Here is a 15,872-nt window from a genome sequence, read left to right as displayed (position 1 = left end):
TCGTACGCGCCGAAACAGACGAAACCCCTGACCCGCGCCGTGCGCGCAGGCCAGGGGTTCGGTCTCTTCTGTTACTTCTTCTTGCCCTGGTTCTTGACCGCCTCGATGGCCGCCGCGGCGGCGTCCGGGTCGAGGTAGGTGCCGCCCGGGGTGAGGGGCTTGAAGTCGGCGTCCAGTTCGTAGAAGAGCGGGATGCCGGTCGGGATGTTCAGGCCCGTGATGTCGGCGTCGGAGATGCCGTCCAGGTGCTTGACCAGACCGCGCAGGGAGTTGCCGTGCGCGGCGACCAGGACCGTGCGGCCGGCCAGCAGGTCCGGGACGATGCCGTCGTACCAGTACGGCAGCATGCGCTCGACGACGTCCTTGAGGCACTCCGTGCGCGGGCGCAGCTCGTTCGGGATCGACGCGTAGCGCGGGTCCGCGGACTGCGAGAACTCCGTACCGTCCTCCAGGACCGGCGGCGGGGTGTCGTACGAGCGGCGCCACAGCATGAACTGCTCCTCGCCGAACTCCGCGAGGGTCTGCGCCTTGTCCTTGCCCTGGAGCGCACCGTAGTGGCGCTCGTTCAGGCGCCAGGAGCGGTGGACCGGGATCCAGTGGCGGTCGGCGGCCTCCAGCGCGAGCTGCGCGGTGCGGATGGCGCGCTTCTGGAGGGAGGTGTGCAGCACGTCGGGCAGCAGGCCGGCGTCCTTGAGCAGCTCACCGCCGCGGACCGCCTCCTTCTCGCCCTTCTCGGTGAGGTTGACGTCCACCCAGCCGGTGAACAGGTTCTTCGCGTTCCAGTCGCTCTCGCCGTGGCGGAGGAGGATCAGCTTGTACGGTGCGTCGGCCATGCGCACGAGCCTAATGGACGCCCCCGCGGGCTCGCGCGCGGTGCCGGGTCCCGTCGGATTGACGGCCCGCGTCAATCCACTGGCGCCCGGAACCCCTGCGCTCGTAATGTGCCCACTGCAAGAGTGACGCTTACATACTGATGCCCCGGGGGGAACCTTCCATGTCCGCTGCCCGTATCGGACAAGCCGCCCGGGAGAGCGTCTCGGGGCTGCCGCCCGCGTTCTGGTGGCTCTGGACGAGCACCCTCGTGAACCGGCTCGGGGCCTTCGTCGCCACCTTCATGACCCTGTACCTCACCGTCGACCGCGGCTACTCGGCCTCCTTCGCGGGACTCGTGGTCGCCCTCCACGGACTCGGCGGGGTGGTCTCCTCCCTCGTCGCCGGTGTGATGACCGACCGGCTGGGGCGCCGGCCCACGCTGCTGGCCGCCCAGGCCTCGACCGCGTTCTCCGTGGCGCTGCTGGGCTTCATGGAGCACCCGGCGGCGATCGCGGCCGTGGCCCTGCTCGTCGGTATGACCTCGAACGCGTCCCGGCCGGCGGTCGCCGCGATGATGGCGGACATCGTCCGCCCCGAGGACCGGGTCCGGGCCTTCGCGCTCAACTACTGGGCCATCAACCTCGGCTTCGCCGTCAGCTCCATGGTGGCGGGCCTGATCGCGCAGCACAGCTACCTGGCGGGCTTCCTGGGCGAGGCGGCCCTGACGCTGACCTGCGCGGTGCTGGTCTTCGTCAAGCTGCCCGAGTCCCGCCCGGAGAAGGGGGCGGCGCAGACGGCCTCCGAGGCGGAGGTCGGCCTGGGCACGGTGCTGCGCGACGGGCGGTACATGGGCGTGGTCGGGCTGTCCTTCCTGATCTCGCTGATCTACATGCAGGGGGCGTTCGGGCTGCCGCTGGCCATGGGGGCGGCGGGCTTCTCCACCACCGACTACGGCCTGGTCGTCGCCGTCAACGGCATCCTGATCGTGCTGCTCCAGATCCCGGTCACCCGGTTCATCGAGCACCGCGACGCGCAGAAGCTGCTGGTGGTCTCGGCGCTGCTCGCGGGGTACGGATTCGGCCTCACGGCCTTCGGCGGCTCGGTCGGCGCCCTCGCCCTGACCGTGTGCGTCTGGACCCTGGCCGAGATCATCAACTCGCCGACCCAGATGAGCCTGGTCGTCCGGCTCTCGCCGCTGCACGGGCGCGGCCGCTACCAGGGCGTGTACAACCTGTCGTGGGCGGTGGCCTCGCTGCTGGCCCCGCTGCTGGCGGGCACGGTCATCGACCGCTTCGGCGCGGGCTGGCTGTGGGGGACCACGGCCGGCCTGGGCACGGTCGCGGCGCTCGGCTACTGGCTGCTGATGCGGGGCCTGCCCAAGGGTGATGCGGGCAGGGGCGCGGCCGGGGCCGTCGCCCTGGCTGCACCAGCGGTCGCGGCCGGTGATGCTCCCGCGCCGGCGGCCAAGCCGCTTCCCGCTGCCGTGGAGGGGTGAGCGCCGGCAGGACCCAAGAGGTCGCCAGGCCGTCTCTTCCGGATCTTGTCGGGCCCGGCCCGCCCGGCAAGATCCGAAAGAGATGTCCTAGGACGGGCGGGTGAGGTGCTTGAAGGCGTCGAGGTTGAAGGTCGGCTCGCCGCGCGAGACGCGCCATTCGTACTCGCGCCGGATCGCGCTCGCGAAGCCCAGCTCCAGCAGGGTGTTGAAGGAGCCGTCCGCCGCCTCCAGGACCGTGCCGAGCAGCCGGTCCAGCTCCTCCGGGTCGACGACCGACAGCGGGAGCCGGGCCGTCAGGTAGATGTCGCCGAGGCGGTCCACCGCGTACGCCATGCCGTACAGCTTGAGGTTGCGCTCCAGCAGCCAGCGGTGGACGCCCGCCTCGTTCTCGTCGGGGTGCCGGATCACGAACGCGTTGACCGACAGCGAGTGCCGGCCGACCCTGAGCGAGCAGGTGGTGCTCAGCTTGCGGGTGCCGGGGAGCTGGACGACGTAGGCGCCCGGTTCGGGGCTCTCCCAGCTCAGCTCCGCGGCGGTGAGCGCGCTCTCGATGATCTCGGCGGTGTCAGCCATGGTGGGAGCGTACGCGACGGCGATGATCATGCATGGCTGCGGTGTAGACGTCGGCCGTGCCGCTCGCCGCGGTGTCCCAGCCGAAGAACTGCGCGTGCCGCGCCGCCTCCGCGCCCATCCGGTCCGCGAGCCCTGGCTCGTCCACGAAGCGCCGCAGCTCGCGCGCGTAGTCCACCGGGTCGTGCCCGGGTACGAGGATCCCCGTGACCCCGTCGTTGACGGCGACGGGCAGTCCGCCGACCTCGGCGGCGAGCACCGGCGTACCGGCGGCCTGGGCCTCTATGGCGACGAGCCCGAAGGACTCGCTGTAGGAGGGCATGACCAGCACGGACGCCGCCCGGAACCAGTCGGCGAGCCCGTCCTGCGCGACCGGCGGGTGGAAGTGCACGAGGTCGGCGATGCCCAGCTTGGCGGCGAGCTTCTGCAGGCCCTCCGGCTTGGCGAGGCCGCTGCCGCTCGGGCCGCCGACGACGGGCACGAAGAGGCGGCGGCGCAGCGAGGGGTCCTGGTCGACCATGACGGCGACGGCGCGCAGCAGGATGTCGGGGGCCTTCAGCGGCTGGATCCGCCCGGCGAACAGCGGGATGACGGCGTCCTGCGGCAGGCCGAGGCGGGCGCGGGCGGCGGCCCGGCCGTCGCCGGCCGTGAAGCGGTCGAGGTTCACGCCGGGGTGGACGACGGCCACCTTGGCGGGGTCGGCCTCGTAGTGCCGGACGAGCTCGTCGGCCTCCTCGGCGGTGTTCGCGATGAGCCGGTCGGCGGCGGCCACGATCTGGGTCTCGCCTATGACGCGGGCGGCGGGCTCGGGCGTGTCCCCCTCGGCCAGCGCCGCGTTCTTGACCTTCGCCATGGTGTGCATGGCGTGGACGAGGGGGACGCCCCAGCGTTCGGCGGCGAGCCAGCCCACGTGGCCGGAGAGCCAGTAGTGGGAGTGGACGAGGTCGTAGTAGCCGGGGCGGTGGCCGGCCCAGGCCTGCATCACGCCGTGGGTGAAGGCGCAGAGCTGGGCGGGGAGCTCCTCCTTGGCGAGGCCCTCGTAGGGTCCCGCGTCCACGTGGCGTACGAGGACCCCGGGGGCCAGGTCGACCACGGGCGGCAGCCCGCCGGTGGTGGCCCGGGTGAAGATCTCGACCTCGATGTTGATCGCGGCGAGCCGCTTGGCCAGCTCCACGATGTAGACGTTCATCCCGCCCGCGTCGCCGGTGCCGGGCTGGTGCAGCGGTGAGGTGTGCACGCTGAGCATGGCCACGCGGCGCGGCTTGCGGTGGTGGCCCACGGCCGGAAGGCGCAGGCGGGGCGGCTCGTACCGGGTGGCACGGGCGGCGGCGAGGCGACCACTGAGGCGGGACACGTACTGGCTCAAGGGACCAGTCCTCTCGGCTCGGACGGCGCGCACGACGCTCGGACGGCATGCCGGACGGCATGACGGCGGGAGCGCGGAAGGCGCCCTGCAAGGAGTGCAACCCGGATGGCCGTCCCCCGCATTCCGGGGTGCCCGGTTTTCCTTCGGGTTTCCTCGTGTCCATGGGCGTGTCGCGGGATTTTCACGGCGCGGGGACCCTCCGCTTACCCTCGGCCCATGGCCTCCCGCAGTACCCCGCCCTCCAGCCGCGCGCCCGGCCGCCCCGTGGGCTCGGTGACGCGCGGGACGACGAATCCGAACCGGTTGCGCCGGATGGACCGCTGGATCGCGGCCACGCACGGCGCCGCGCTGCGTCGCGCGGAGGCTCCGGTCGCGGTGGACCTGGGCTACGGGGCCGCGCCCTGGACGGCGGTCGAGCTGCTGGCGCGGCTGCGGGACGTGGCGCCGCGGGTGCGGGTGGTCGGCATCGAGATCGAGCCGGCGCGGGTGGCGGGGGCGAAGCCGTACGAACGGGAGGGGCTGAGCTTCCGGCACGGCGGGTTCGAGGTGCCGCTGGACGGCGGGGCCCGGCCGGCGCTGATCCGCGCGGCGAACGTATTGCGCCAGTACGACGAGGAGCAGGTCGCTGAGGTGTGGGCACGGCTGTGCGCGCGGCTGGCCCCGGACGGGCTGCTGGTGGAGGGGACCTGCGACGAGATCGGGCGGCGGCACGTGTGGGTGGCGCTGGGTCCGGAGGGGGCGCGCACGGTGACGTTCGCGACCCGGCTGGGCTCCCTGGAACGCCCCTCGGACCTGGCGGAGCGGCTGCCGAAGGCGCTGATCCACCGGAACGTGCCGGGCGAGCCGGTGCACGCCTTCCTGCGGGACTTCGACCGGGCGTGGGCGGCGGCGGCCCCGTACGCCGCCTACGGGGCCCGGCAGCGCTGGATCCGGACGGCGCGGGCGCTCGCCGGGGACTGGCCGCTGGTGGACGGTCCGCGGCGGTGGCGGCAGGGGGAACTGACGCTGCCCTGGGAGGCGTTGCGCCCGGTGGGGTGAAAACGGCGGAGCGGGGAACCAGCGGCCCGGGTGGTCCGTTGGGCCGTGAGGGGCTGGGGACGGGCGTCCGTTGGGGCGGACAAGATCGGGACGCCGTCCACAAGGGTGTTGCAATTCATCGACTCGTGGCACCATCCCGATGGCAGTGACAAGTTACTGATGAATAGTCAGATCTGATGCGGGATCTGGCTCGGGTGCCTGGGGGGACCATGGGAGCCGTAGGGCGACGACGCGGCGCAAGCCCGCTCGTGCTGTTGTGCGCGATGGCGGTGCTGACGGCGCCGGGCCTCGCGACGGGCATGGCGTACGCGGCACCGGCAGCGCCGGCGGCTCCGGCCTCGCCGGCCGCTCCGGCGGCGCCGCTGCCCGAGCCCGGGGGCAAGTCCCTGGAGCAGGTGCGCAAGGAGATCGAGGGGCTGTACCGGCAGGCGGGCACCGCCACCGACGCCTACAACCTCGCCGAGGCCGAGACCAAGGCCCAGTCCGACAAGATCGTCGAGATCGCCAAGCTCGTCGTCGCCGGCAAGGAGCGGATCGCCGCCCTGAAGAACCGGGCGGGCGCCGCCGCTCGCGCCCAGTACCGCTCGGGCGGCATGCCGCCGGGCGCGCAACTGGCGCTGAGCGACGACCCGAACCAGTTCCTCGACGGGGCGGGCCGGCTGCGCCAGGGCGAGAAGGCCACCTCGGGCCTGCTCTCCGAACTGGACCGGACCCAGGCGGACTTGCAGCGCTACGCCACGGAGGCGAGCGAGCGCTGGGCCACCCTGGAGGCCAACCGGGTCAAGTCGGAGGAGTCCAAGAAGCAGATCGAGGAGAAGATCAAGGCTGCGGAGGAGCTGGAGAGCAAGCTGGAGGCCGAGGAGAAGGCCCGGCTGATCCAGCTGGAGCAGGAAGCCCAGTACAAGGCGCAGACGGCGTGGCTGTCGACGGGCGCGATGAAGGACGTCAACGGCAAGGCGACCGAAGCCGGCCGGGTGGCCGTGCAGTTCGCCACCGCCCAGATGGGCAAGCCGTACAAATGGGGCGCCGTGGGTCCGGACTCCTACGACTGCTCCGGGCTGACCTCGCAGGCCTGGCGCGCGGCGGGCAAGGGCATCCCGCGCACCTCGCAGGAGCAGCTGCGGCTGCTGCCGAAGGTCGCGGTGAAGGACATGCGGCCGGGCGACCTGATCATCTACTTCGACGACGCGAGCCACGTCGGCATGTACGTCGGCGACGGAGCGATGGTCCACGCGCCGCGGCCCGGCCGGAACGTGACGATGGCGGGTGCGGGCTCGATGCCGATCAAGGCAGTGGTCCGCCCCGACGCGTAGCCCCTGCGGGGTTGCCCGGCAGTCCCGTAGCGCGCGGGCCCCTGCCGGGCGCGGCCCCGAGCCCTCCCGCCGGGGCTCCGCCCCGGACCCCGCTCCTCGAACGCCGGAGGGGCTGGAAGCGCTGGTAGGGCGGAGGCAACCTTCAGCGGCTCCGGCACGTCTCGATGGACGGGACTGAAAGCGGCCCCGCCGTGACCTTTGTCATCCAGTGAGGCCGATTTTCCCCCGCGATAGCCGCATATGCCGGAGGCGCTCACCAAGAACGGCATTCCGTTTGCCGGGCCGGGACCGCTAGGGTCTGCCGGACGAGCGCACCCTCGGGGGGAGGGAAGGAACCGGAGACGATGCCCGTACCCGTACCGCGGCAGAGGGACACCCCGGCCACGGAGAGCGGTCAGGCCGTTCTGTACACCGCCGCCCCGGCCGCAACCGGCACGGGCGTCGCGCAGGCGACCCCTCAGCCCCCACAGACGAGCCAGCTGACCCTTCTGGTCATCGAGGACGACCCGGCCGGCGGCCTCACCATCCCCGAGATCCTCGACGCCGACGGCCACCGCATCCGGCTCCGCACCGCCCGCAACCTCACCGAGGCCGAGCGGCTGCTCACGCCCGACGTGCACTGCATCCTGCTGGACCTGTCCCTCCCGGACACCAGCGCCCGGATGCCCGGCGCCACGGCCACGGCCACCGCTACGGCCACCGCCACCGGTACCGCCACGGCGACGGCCACCACCACCGCCGTGGACCAGCTGCTCGCCCTCCGCCAGGTGCTGCGCCTCGCCCCGCACCACGCCGTCCTCGTCCTCACCGGCGAGGACGACGCCGAGCGCGCGGCCGAGGCCGTCCGGGTCGGCGCCCAGGACTTCCTCTTCCGGGACGAGCTGGACGGCCGGCTGCTGAGCCGCGCCATCCGGTACGCCGTGGAGAGAAAACGGGCGGACATCGCCCAGTACAAGCTCGCAGAATCGAAACTGCGCGCCCAGGAGAACGCCCGCCTCGAACGCGGTCTGCTCCCCACACCCCTCCTGGAGGGCTCCGACCTCCGCTTCGCCGCCCGCTACCGCCCCGGCCGCAGCCGGGCCCTGCTCGGCGGCGACTTCTACGACACCGTCCGCACCCCCGACGGCACCGTCCACGCCATGATCGGCGACGTCTGCGGCCACGGCCCCGACGAGGCCGCGCTCGGCGTCGAGCTCCGTATCGCCTGGCGCGCCCTGACCCTGGCCGGTCTCTGCGGCGACGACCTGCTGGCCACCCTCCAGGAGGTCCTGGAGGTGGAGCGGCCCTGCGAGGAGATCTTCGCGACGCTGTGCACGGTCGACATAGCCCCCGACGGCCGCCGCGCCGGCCTCTGCCTGGCCGGCCATCCGGCACCGCTGATCTCCCGGCCGGGCCGCCGCGCGCGGCTGCTCCCGTACGAGAACAGCGGCCCGGCCCTCGGCCTGCTGCCCCGGGCCCGCTGGCCGCGCCGCCAGGTCGAACTGGGCGGCAGCTGGAGCCTGATGCTCTACACCGACGGGCTGATCGAGGGCCACATCGGCGAGGGCAAGGAACGCCTGGGGCAGGACGGGATGGTCGACATGATCAACCGGCACCTTGACCGCGGCCTGAGCGGTGAGGCCCTGCTGGAGGCCTCCGTCACCGAGGCCCGCCGGCTCAACGGCGGCGAGCTCACGGACGACGTGGCCGTGGTCCTGCTCTCCCGCGCCGAGGGCTGAGCCGGACGGGACGGCCCGGTCGGGGTCGGGCCCGGGGCGCTACCGTCCGCCGTTGTAGGGCCCGTACGGGCCGTCGCTGCTGCTGCCGCCGCGTCGGCCGCCACCGCCCGAGACCTGCTTGAGGGCCGGGCGCACGTCGACGAAGAAGACGATCGTCGCGACGAGGCCGGCGATCTGCAGGAACAGCATCCCCAGGAAGAAGTCCACGGCCACGGTGACGCCGAGGATGACCAGCCAGAAGGTCTTGCTCTGCTTGTCGGCCGCCCGGTACGCGTCGTCCCGTGCCACGAGCGCGAACACGAAGGCCACGACCGCGAGCACCAGCATGGCGAGCCCCAGGAACGGGATCACGCCTCGATCGAACCCTTCCATCAACATCGCTTCGACCGCCTTCTCAGCTTCTGCTTCGCACTTCGGATGCCGCCCGTGTCCACGCTACCGGCACGGAAGCCCTCATGAACCACAACGGGCCGGGCACCTGAAGGGTGCCCGGCCCGCCGTCGCTCATGCGGCTGCGCTTCAGCTCGCGTCGTCCGCCGTGACCGCGGCCTTCTTGGCCGTGCTCCGGCGCGCGGGGGACTTCTTGGCCGCGGGCTTCTCGTCGGCGGCGGCCTCGGCCGCCGGCTCGGACGCCGGCTCGGCCTCCTGCGCGGTCGCAGCTTCCGGCTCGACGGCCACGGCGATGTCGACGATCTCCGCGGAGACCTCGCCGCGCCAGCTGCGCACGGCCTGCTCGCCGTGCTCGGCGACCTTGTCGTAGGTCTCCTTGGCGCGCACGGCGTACTCGGCGGCCACGCCGACACCGCGCAGCGCCAGGTCCTGGGCGGTCTCCCCGAGCTTCTTCGGGTCGATCGCGCCGAGCACCTCGGCGACCTTGGCGGTGACCGCGTCCTGGACGGCCTTCGGGTCCGTGTTCTTCACGGCCTCGATGCGCGCGGGGGCCTCGGCGCGCAGCTGCTCGATCAGGTCGGGCACCTTCTTGGCCTGCTGCACGGCCAGGTCGGCCGTGCCCGCGGCGAAGTAGAGGGGAGTGGGGTCGGTGAGGGTCTTCTTCAGGTCATCGGCGATGGCCATGTGCTGGTCCTCCCGGATCAACTTCAGTTCGGCTTCGACGGCATCTCGTCGGCGGGCGCTTCGAGCGCGTTCTCCTTGCGGAACGACTCGTAGATCTGGAGCAGCACCTGCTTCTGCCGCTCGTTGATGGACGGGTCGGCGAGTATGACGGCTCGCGTCTCCACCTCGTCCGGGTCCCGCTCATCCAGGATCCCGGCCTGCACGTACAGCGTCTCCGCGGAGATCCGCAGCGCCTTGGCCAGCTGCTGCAGGATGTCCGCGCTCGGCTTGCGCAGCCCACGCTCGATCTGGCTCAGGTACGGATTCGACACCCCCGCCTGCTCGGCCAGCTGGCGCAGCGAAAGCTGGGCCTGCCGCCGTTGCTCACGGAGGTACTCGCCGAGATTTCCGACGTTGAGCGATGCCATGCTGTGATCCTGCCCGACTCTGCTAACTATTGCAAGCGCCCTGCTTGCAACGTCTCCCACCCCGCCCGGGGCTCAGCCGTTGACCGCGAGGACCAGGGTGGCCACCGCCGGGGCCGCGTAGATCAGCGGGAAGGCCACGTGGGCGTAGGACTTCGCCCGGAGCACCGTGATCACCGCTCCCGCGAAGTAGAGGGCGATCCCGATCGCCGCCGCGATGGCGATCGCCGGGACGAAGACCCCCACCACCAGGCCCGCCGCCCCCGCCGCCTTCGCGACAGCGAGCCAGGTCCACCACGCGCGCGGGACCCCGTACTCGGCCAGCGGCTCGACGACCCACTTCGCCCCGAGGAACATCGAGGCCGCCGAGAACCCGACCATGAACGCGCCGACCAGGGCAAGGACAACAGCGGTGGTGGACATCTGACGCTCCCCTCGGGCGGGCCCCGGGACCATGCCGCCCCGGTCGGTTTCCCGCCTGCTTCACTCCACTGACCCGCCCCGCCCCGCGTGTGTGACAGCCCGCGCGAAAAACTTTTCGCGGCCGCGCGTCAGGCCGTTGCCGTTGCGATCACCACCGTCGCGTACAGCTCCTCCGACGTGACCGCCCGGACCGCGAGTCCCGCCGAGGCCAGCGCCGAGGCCGTCGACGGGGACTGGCGGGCGCTCGTCTCGATCAGCAGGCGGCCCCCCGGAGCCAGCCAGGGCAGGGCGCCCGCCGCCACCCGGCGGTGGATGTCCAGGCCGTCCCGCCCGCCGTCCAGGGAGACCAGCGGCTCGTGCTCCCGCGCCTCCGCCGGCATCAGGCCGATCTCCTCCGTCGGCACGTACGGGGCGTTGACCACCAGCACGTCCACCCGGCCGCGCAGCGACGCCGGGAGCGCGGCGTACAGGTCGCCCTCCCACACCCGGCCGCCGTACGGGGCCACGTTGCGCCGCGCGTACACCAGCGCCGCCGGGTCGATGTCCGCCGCGTGCAGCTCCACGCCGCCCGCCAGCTGCGCGGCCACCGCCGCGCCCAGCGCGCCGACCCCGCAGCACAGGTCCAGCACCACCGCGCCGGGCGGGGCCGCCGCCACCGCCTCCTGCACCAGGAACTCGGTGCGCCGGCGCGGTACGAACGCCCCCGCGCCGACCTCCATGCGCAGCCCGCAGAACTCCGCCCAGCCGACGACGTGCTCCAGCGGTTCGCCGCGCACCCGGCGGGCCAGCAGGTCCGCCAGGTGCGCCGCGTCGGAGGCGGCCCCGGTGAGGAGCTCCGCCTCCTCCTCCGCGAAGACGCAGCCGGCGGCGCGCAGGGATTCCACAAGTGACGTCAAATGGCTCAGTCCTCGGTCCTCGGTCATCAGTACTCGCACTCGGCCCTCGGTCGTCGGGCCCCGGTCAGTGATCAAGGATCCGGGATCAGAAGATGTCCGGGCACCACGGGCGGCGCGCGGTACGGAACACCGCGTCCGCGAGCGCCACCGCCCCCGGCCGCTCCTCGCCCACCCGGCCCAGCGCGGCCAGCCGTACCGCGGAGGCATCGCCCAGGTACAGGGAGCCCAGCGTGGCCACGTCCAGCCGCAGGTCCGCCGCCTGCGAGGTCCGCTCGCACGTGCCGGCGCCCGCGTCGAGCCGGTAGCGGCCGGCCGCCGGACCCGTTGCGTCGGCGACCTCCAGGACCAGCACCCCGGGCACCTCGTACGTCCGCGCGCCGAGCGCCCGTACGACGTCCAGCACCCGCACCCACAGGAAGTCCGCCGCGGAGACGACCCGGGCCGACCGCGGGTCGGGCAGCAGCTGCGGGCAGAGGTCGTCGGGGGCCCGGTAGCCGGTGCGGACCTTCTGCACCCAGTCGATGGAGCACAGGAACTGCCACAGGGACCGCTCCGCCTGCGGGGTGAGCGCCAGCAGGTCCAGGACCCGCACGGTGTTCAGCGGGACCTTCGCGTCCGTCCACTGGTCGTCGGCGGTGTAGACGGCGAAGCCCGCCACCTCCCCCTGCGCCGTCCGGTACACGGCGTGGAACTTGTCCTTGTAGGGGCGGTACGACCACTGCTCCAGGCCCGTGGCGAGGTTCCACCAGCGCTCGTCACGGCTCACGGCCCCGGGCGTGAGCGCCCGCAGCCGCTCGTGCAGGGCGGGCCCCACCCGCCGCAGCTCCTCCACGTCCACGAGCTCGATCCGCCCGCCGTCCACGGGCGCCGACAGCCGCCGGTCCAGCCCGGTGCGCGGGACGTCGATCTCCCACTCCACGAGGGAGGTGGCGGGCCCGAAGCCGTAGCGCCCGTAGATCGGGTACTCGGCGGCGATCAGCGTGGCCAGCGCGTCCCCGCGCGCCGCGGCCGCGGCGAACTCGGCGGCCATCATCCGGGTCAGCAGACCCTGCCGGCGGTGGGTGGGCAGCACGCCCACGTTGGAGACGGCGCCGGCCCGGACGGCCGCCCCACCGGGCACGGTCAGTTCCTGCGCGAAGGAGCGCAGGGCCGCCACACAGCGCCCGCTGTCGGAGTCGAACGCTCCCAGCATCCGGGAGAAGTCGCTGTACTTGGCCCGCTGCGCGATGTCGGCGTCGCTCACGCGGTTCGCGGTCAGGAAACCGGTGTGCACCGTGCGCAGCCAGTCGGGGAGTTCGGATTCGGCGATCGGCCGGACGTCAGCACTCATAGCCGCCCACGCTAATCTTCCGACCGCCGCCGGTCGCCCGAATTTCCTACGCGAGCAGGTCGTCCACCTGCGCCTCGCCCTCCCGGTACCGGCGGGTGATCTCGGCGCTGCAGTCGTCCACGGTGCGCTGGAGCTGCTGGCGGCGCCGCGATACCTGCTGCTCGTAGCGCACCAGCCGGCCCATCCCGTCGTGCAGCTCGTCGTCCGTGCGGGCGCCCAGGTCCGAGAGCTCCACGTCGGCCAGCATCTCCGCCGCCAGCAGCCGGTACTCCTCGCTGTGCGGGGTGCCCAGCGTGACGTGCCGGGCGGAGGCGCTGCGGCTGGAGGGAGCGTCGGCGAGGATCACCGAGAGCCGGTCCACCACCGGCGTCTCGGGGTCCGTCCGCCGGGCCAGCTCGGCCCGCAGGATGTCGATGCGGCCCTGGAGCAGTCTGCGCACATAGCTCAGATCGGCCTCGTCCCGCTGCGCGTCGCGGCGCAGCGCGCGCAGCTCCGGCAGTCCGAGCGCGGTGGCCGGGGTCGGCTGCCCCTGCGTCTCGGCCGTGCGCTGCGCGGGCGGTCGTACCGCGGCAGCTGCGACGGAGGCGGGTGATGCAGGTACGGAGGTACCAGAAGTATTCATACGAACGGGTCCGTCCCCTCGACCGGTGCGGCGCACCCGCACCGCCTGCTTGCATCGTGCCACTCTCCGTGGCCCAGGTGCAGTCCCACTCCACCCGATCGGCCCCGGACGGGTGCAAGCCTGGTACACAGGTGGTATGCGAGCAGTGGTGCAGAGGGTGGACGGCGCGAGCGTCGTCGTGGACGGCGCGACCGTGGGCGAGATCGTCGGCGAGGGGTTGTGCGTGCTGGTGGGGGTGACCCACGACGACACCCCGGAGAAGGCGGCGGTGCTGGCGCGCAAGCTGTGGTCCGTGCGGATCCTGGAGGGCGAGAAGTCCTGCAGCGACAACGGCGCACCGCTGCTGGTGATCTCCCAGTTCACGCTCTACGGCGACGCCCGCAAGGGCCGCCGCCCCACCTGGAACGCGGCGGCGCCCGGCCCGGTCGCCGAGCCGCTGGTCGACGAGGTCGTGGCGCAGCTGCGCGCGCTGGGCGCGACGGTGGCGACGGGCCGGTTCGGCGCGGACATGCGGGTCTCGCTGACCAACCACGGCCCGTTCACCATCGTCATCGACGTCTAGACGCCCTACGGGGCTACGACGACCTCCTGCGCGGCGGCCGTCGACCCGGCCAGCAGCGGCGCGTCCACCGGAACGTTCCGCTTGACCAGGGCGAGCGCGATCGGTCCCAGCTCGTGGTGGCGGACGGCGGTGGTCACGAAGCCCAGCTGGCGGCCCTCCTCCCCGTCCGCGGCGAGCCGCAGCGGGGTGCCGTGCGCCGGGAGCAGCACCTCCGAACCGTCCAGGTGCAGGAAGACCAGGCGGCGCGGCGGCTTGCCCAGGTTGTGGACGCGGGCGACCGTCTCCTGGCCCCGGTAGCAGCCCTTCTGGAGGTGCACGGCCGTGCCGATCCACCCCAGCTCGTGCGGGATCGTCCGGTGGTCGGTCTCCAGGCCCAGCCGCGGCCGGTGCGCCTCGACGCGCAGCGCCTCGTGGGCGAGGAGTCCGGCGGCCGGGCCGTGCGCGGCGGCGAAGGACTCCAGCTCGGCGCGGGGCAGGAAGACGTCCCGGCCGTACGCGGTCTCCCGTACGACGTGCTCCTTGGCGACCTCGGCGATGGAGCCGGCCGGCAGGTGGACGACCGCGAACTCCTCGGTGCGGTCGGCGACTTCGACGCGGTAGAAGAACTTCATGGACTCCAGGTAGGCGATCAGCTCGCCCTGGGTGCCCGGTTCCACGTGCGCCCACGTGGTCTCGCCGTCGTCGACGAGGTAGAGCGCGTGCTCGATGTGGCCGTTGGCGGAGAGGATCAGCGCCTCGGTGGCCTGCCCGGCCGGCAGCTCGGTGAGGTGCTGGGTGAGCAGCAGGTGCAGCCAGCTCAGGCGTTCCGGCCCGCTGACGGTGACGACCCCGCGGTGGGAGAGGTCGACGAAACCACGGCCCTCCGCGAGGGAGCGCTGTTCGCCGTACAGCTCGCCGTAGTGGGCGGCGACGCCCTCGTCACGGCCTTCGGCCGGTACGGCGCCGGGGAGATGGAGCAAGGGGCTGCTGGTCATGGGACCAAGCGTACGACCCTGCTACGGCTGAGCGGCACGCTGCTTGGCGGCGCACTCGCGGCACAGGCCGAAGATCGCGAAGTGCTTCATGTCGGTCTCGAAGCCGAAGTCGGTGCGCAGCTTCGCCGTGAACTCGGCGGCCACGTCCACGTCCGCCTCGATGACCTCGGCGCAGTCGCGGCAGACCAGGTGGATGTGGTGGTGCCGGTCGGCGAGGTGGTAGGTGGGGGCCCCGTGCCCGAGGTGGGCGTGCGAGACCAGTTTGAGCTCCTCCAGGAGCTCCAGCGTGCGGTAGACGGTGGAGATGTTGACCCCGGAGGCGGTCTTGCGGACCTCGACGAGGATCTCGTCCGGGGTGGCGTGCTCCAGGGCGTCGACCGCTTCGAGCACGAGCTGGCGCTGCGGTGTCAGCCGGTATCCGCGCTGCCGCAGGTCGCTCTTCCAGTCAGAGCTTTCGGTGTCCACGCTGCTCCCCACCCGGTCAGTGTATGCGCGCGAAGGGGACCGCGGGCGATCCCGCGGTCCCCTTTCGCACAGGCTGTGGACTCAGCGGAAGAAGGCGATGCCGTCGTCCGGCATGTCCGGGAGGTTGCGCGCCATCTCGGCGACCTCCTCCGGCGTGACGACCTTCTTGAGCTGGGCCGACATGTACGGACGCAGCTCGACGTCCGGCGTGGCCTTCTCGCCGACCCACATGAGGTCGCTCTTCACGTAGCCGTAGAGCCGCTTGCCGCCGCTGTACGGGCCGGAGGCCGCGGTACGGGCGACCGCGTCGGTGACCAGGTCGATCTGCGGCTTCTGGTCGGCGAGCTCGCCGTACCAGACCTCGACGACGCCCTGGTCGCGGACCATGACGATCTCGACCTTGCGGTCCTTGTCGATGCGCCAGTAGCCCGACTCGGACTCCAGCGGGCGCACCTTGTTGCCCTCGGCGTCGAGGACCCAGGTGTGGGAGGTGTACTCCAGGAAGTCCCGGCCGTCGTGGCTGAAGACGACCTCCTGGCCGAAGTTGCACTTCTCCTCACCGGGGAAGTCGAAGACTCCCGCACCCTCCCAGTTGCCGAGGAGGAAGGCGAGGGGGACGAGGCCCGGGTTCAGGTCGGACGGGATCTGGATCATGAATGGCTGCTCAGGCGATCTGTTGGGAGGGGTTCCGGGGCGGTCTGCTGGGCGGACGCTCAGCGCTGACCCTGGTACAGCTTCTTGACGGCCAGGCCGGTGAAGGCCATGACGCCGACGCAGACCAGGACCAGCAGGGAGGTGAAGACTGCCTC

General features: G+C 72.4%; 18 protein-coding genes. 5 read left to right on the top strand and 13 right to left on the bottom strand.

Annotated features, from left to right (window positions below):
• Window positions 1-71 precede the first annotated feature (71 nt).
• Window positions 72-833, bottom strand: coding sequence for a phosphoglyceromutase (locus B6R96_RS19545; RefSeq protein ID WP_030387283.1), 762 nt, complete (start codon window positions 831-833; stop codon window positions 72-74).
• A gap of 161 nt (window positions 834-994) precedes the next feature.
• Here B6R96_RS19545 and B6R96_RS19540 point away from each other — a divergent pair, with 161 nt between their 5' ends.
• Window positions 995-2,308, top strand: coding sequence for an MDR family MFS transporter (locus B6R96_RS19540; protein ID WP_081523068.1), 1,314 nt, complete (start codon window positions 995-997; stop codon window positions 2,306-2,308).
• A gap of 87 nt (window positions 2,309-2,395) precedes the next feature.
• On the opposite strand, the gene B6R96_RS19535 is transcribed toward B6R96_RS19540, so the two are convergent.
• The gene (locus tag B6R96_RS19535) at window positions 2,396-2,881 is read right to left on the bottom strand and encodes a YbjN domain-containing protein (RefSeq protein WP_030387281.1); all 486 of its coding nucleotides are present in this window, start codon (window positions 2,879-2,881) and stop codon (window positions 2,396-2,398) included.
• On the bottom strand, window positions 2,874-4,244 hold the full coding sequence (gene mshA / locus B6R96_RS19530) for a D-inositol-3-phosphate glycosyltransferase (RefSeq protein ID WP_030387280.1): 1,371 nt from the start codon (window positions 4,242-4,244) through the stop codon (window positions 2,874-2,876). The genes B6R96_RS19535 and mshA overlap by 8 nt, the downstream gene beginning before the upstream one ends.
• Before the next feature lie 216 nt (window positions 4,245-4,460).
• Here mshA and B6R96_RS19525 point away from each other — a divergent pair, with 216 nt between their 5' ends.
• The 3 genes from B6R96_RS19525 (at window position 4,461) to B6R96_RS19515 (ending at window position 8,313) form a co-directional block, all read left to right on the top strand.
• Window positions 4,461-5,282 (top strand): SAM-dependent methyltransferase, encoded by an 822-nt coding sequence (locus B6R96_RS19525; protein WP_078626403.1) that lies wholly within the window; start codon window positions 4,461-4,463, stop codon window positions 5,280-5,282.
• A 263-nt stretch (window positions 5,283-5,545) separates the two neighbouring features.
• Window positions 5,546-6,595 carry a C40 family peptidase gene (locus B6R96_RS19520; protein WP_237291460.1) on the top strand — a complete coding sequence of 350 codons (1,050 nt, stop codon included), beginning with the start codon at window positions 5,546-5,548 and terminating at the stop codon, window positions 6,593-6,595.
• Window positions 6,596-6,939: 344 nt separating this feature from the next.
• Entirely contained in the window at window positions 6,940-8,313 is a 1,374-nt protein-coding gene (locus B6R96_RS19515; protein WP_107475545.1) for a PP2C family protein-serine/threonine phosphatase, read from the top strand.
• 39 nt (window positions 8,314-8,352) lie between these two features.
• On the opposite strand, the gene B6R96_RS19510 is transcribed toward B6R96_RS19515, so the two are convergent.
• From B6R96_RS19510 to B6R96_RS19480, 7 genes are all read right to left on the bottom strand, one after another.
• Window positions 8,353-8,691, bottom strand: a complete 339-nt coding sequence (locus B6R96_RS19510) for a DUF2516 family protein (RefSeq protein WP_030387276.1) — start codon at window positions 8,689-8,691, stop codon at window positions 8,353-8,355.
• A gap of 141 nt (window positions 8,692-8,832) precedes the next feature.
• Window positions 8,833-9,387: a hypothetical protein gene (locus B6R96_RS19505; protein WP_081525162.1), complete on the bottom strand. Its 555-nt coding sequence runs from the start codon at window positions 9,385-9,387 to the stop codon at window positions 8,833-8,835.
• Between the two features lie 23 nt (window positions 9,388-9,410).
• The gene (locus B6R96_RS19500; RefSeq protein ID WP_037860441.1) at window positions 9,411-9,794 is read right to left on the bottom strand and encodes a helix-turn-helix domain-containing protein; all 384 of its coding nucleotides are present in this window, start codon (window positions 9,792-9,794) and stop codon (window positions 9,411-9,413) included.
• A 72-nt stretch (window positions 9,795-9,866) separates the two neighbouring features.
• Window positions 9,867-10,214: a DoxX family protein gene (locus B6R96_RS19495; protein WP_081523065.1), complete on the bottom strand. Its 348-nt coding sequence runs from the start codon at window positions 10,212-10,214 to the stop codon at window positions 9,867-9,869.
• A 128-nt stretch (window positions 10,215-10,342) separates the two neighbouring features.
• Complete coding sequence (locus B6R96_RS19490) at window positions 10,343-11,137, bottom strand: putative protein N(5)-glutamine methyltransferase (protein ID WP_030387272.1); 795 nt, start codon at window positions 11,135-11,137, stop codon at window positions 10,343-10,345.
• 58 nt (window positions 11,138-11,195) lie between these two features.
• A complete protein-coding gene (locus B6R96_RS19485) occupies window positions 11,196-12,440 on the bottom strand; it encodes a GNAT family N-acetyltransferase (RefSeq protein ID WP_081523064.1) in 1,245 nt (414 codons plus the stop codon).
• Between the two features lie 46 nt (window positions 12,441-12,486).
• Window positions 12,487-13,062 (bottom strand): RsiG family protein, encoded by a 576-nt coding sequence (locus B6R96_RS19480; RefSeq protein ID WP_030387270.1) that lies wholly within the window; start codon window positions 13,060-13,062, stop codon window positions 12,487-12,489.
• A gap of 136 nt (window positions 13,063-13,198) precedes the next feature.
• Between B6R96_RS19480 and dtd the strand changes: the two genes are divergently transcribed.
• Window positions 13,199-13,624: a D-aminoacyl-tRNA deacylase gene (gene dtd, locus B6R96_RS19475; protein WP_030387269.1), complete on the top strand. Its 426-nt coding sequence runs from the start codon at window positions 13,199-13,201 to the stop codon at window positions 13,622-13,624.
• Window positions 13,625-13,629: 5 nt separating this feature from the next.
• Here the strand turns inward: dtd and ygfZ are convergent, their stop codons facing one another.
• The 3 genes from ygfZ to B6R96_RS19460 form a co-directional block, all read right to left on the bottom strand.
• Window positions 13,630-14,598 (bottom strand): CAF17-like 4Fe-4S cluster assembly/insertion protein YgfZ, encoded by a 969-nt coding sequence (ygfZ, locus tag B6R96_RS19470; protein ID WP_030387268.1) that lies wholly within the window; start codon window positions 14,596-14,598, stop codon window positions 13,630-13,632.
• Window positions 14,599-14,619: 21 nt separating this feature from the next.
• Complete coding sequence (locus B6R96_RS19465) at window positions 14,620-15,075, bottom strand: Fur family transcriptional regulator (RefSeq protein ID WP_234431810.1); 456 nt, start codon at window positions 15,073-15,075, stop codon at window positions 14,620-14,622.
• A gap of 69 nt (window positions 15,076-15,144) precedes the next feature.
• Window positions 15,145-15,717 (bottom strand): FABP family protein, encoded by a 573-nt coding sequence (locus B6R96_RS19460; protein ID WP_030659031.1) that lies wholly within the window; start codon window positions 15,715-15,717, stop codon window positions 15,145-15,147.
• Window positions 15,718-15,872 lie beyond the last annotated feature (155 nt).

This window comes from Streptomyces sp. Sge12, assembly GCF_002080455.1.
Taxonomy (GTDB): Bacteria; Actinomycetota; Actinomycetes; order Streptomycetales; family Streptomycetaceae; genus Streptomyces.
This window is presented reverse-complemented; position numbering and strand designations above follow the sequence as displayed.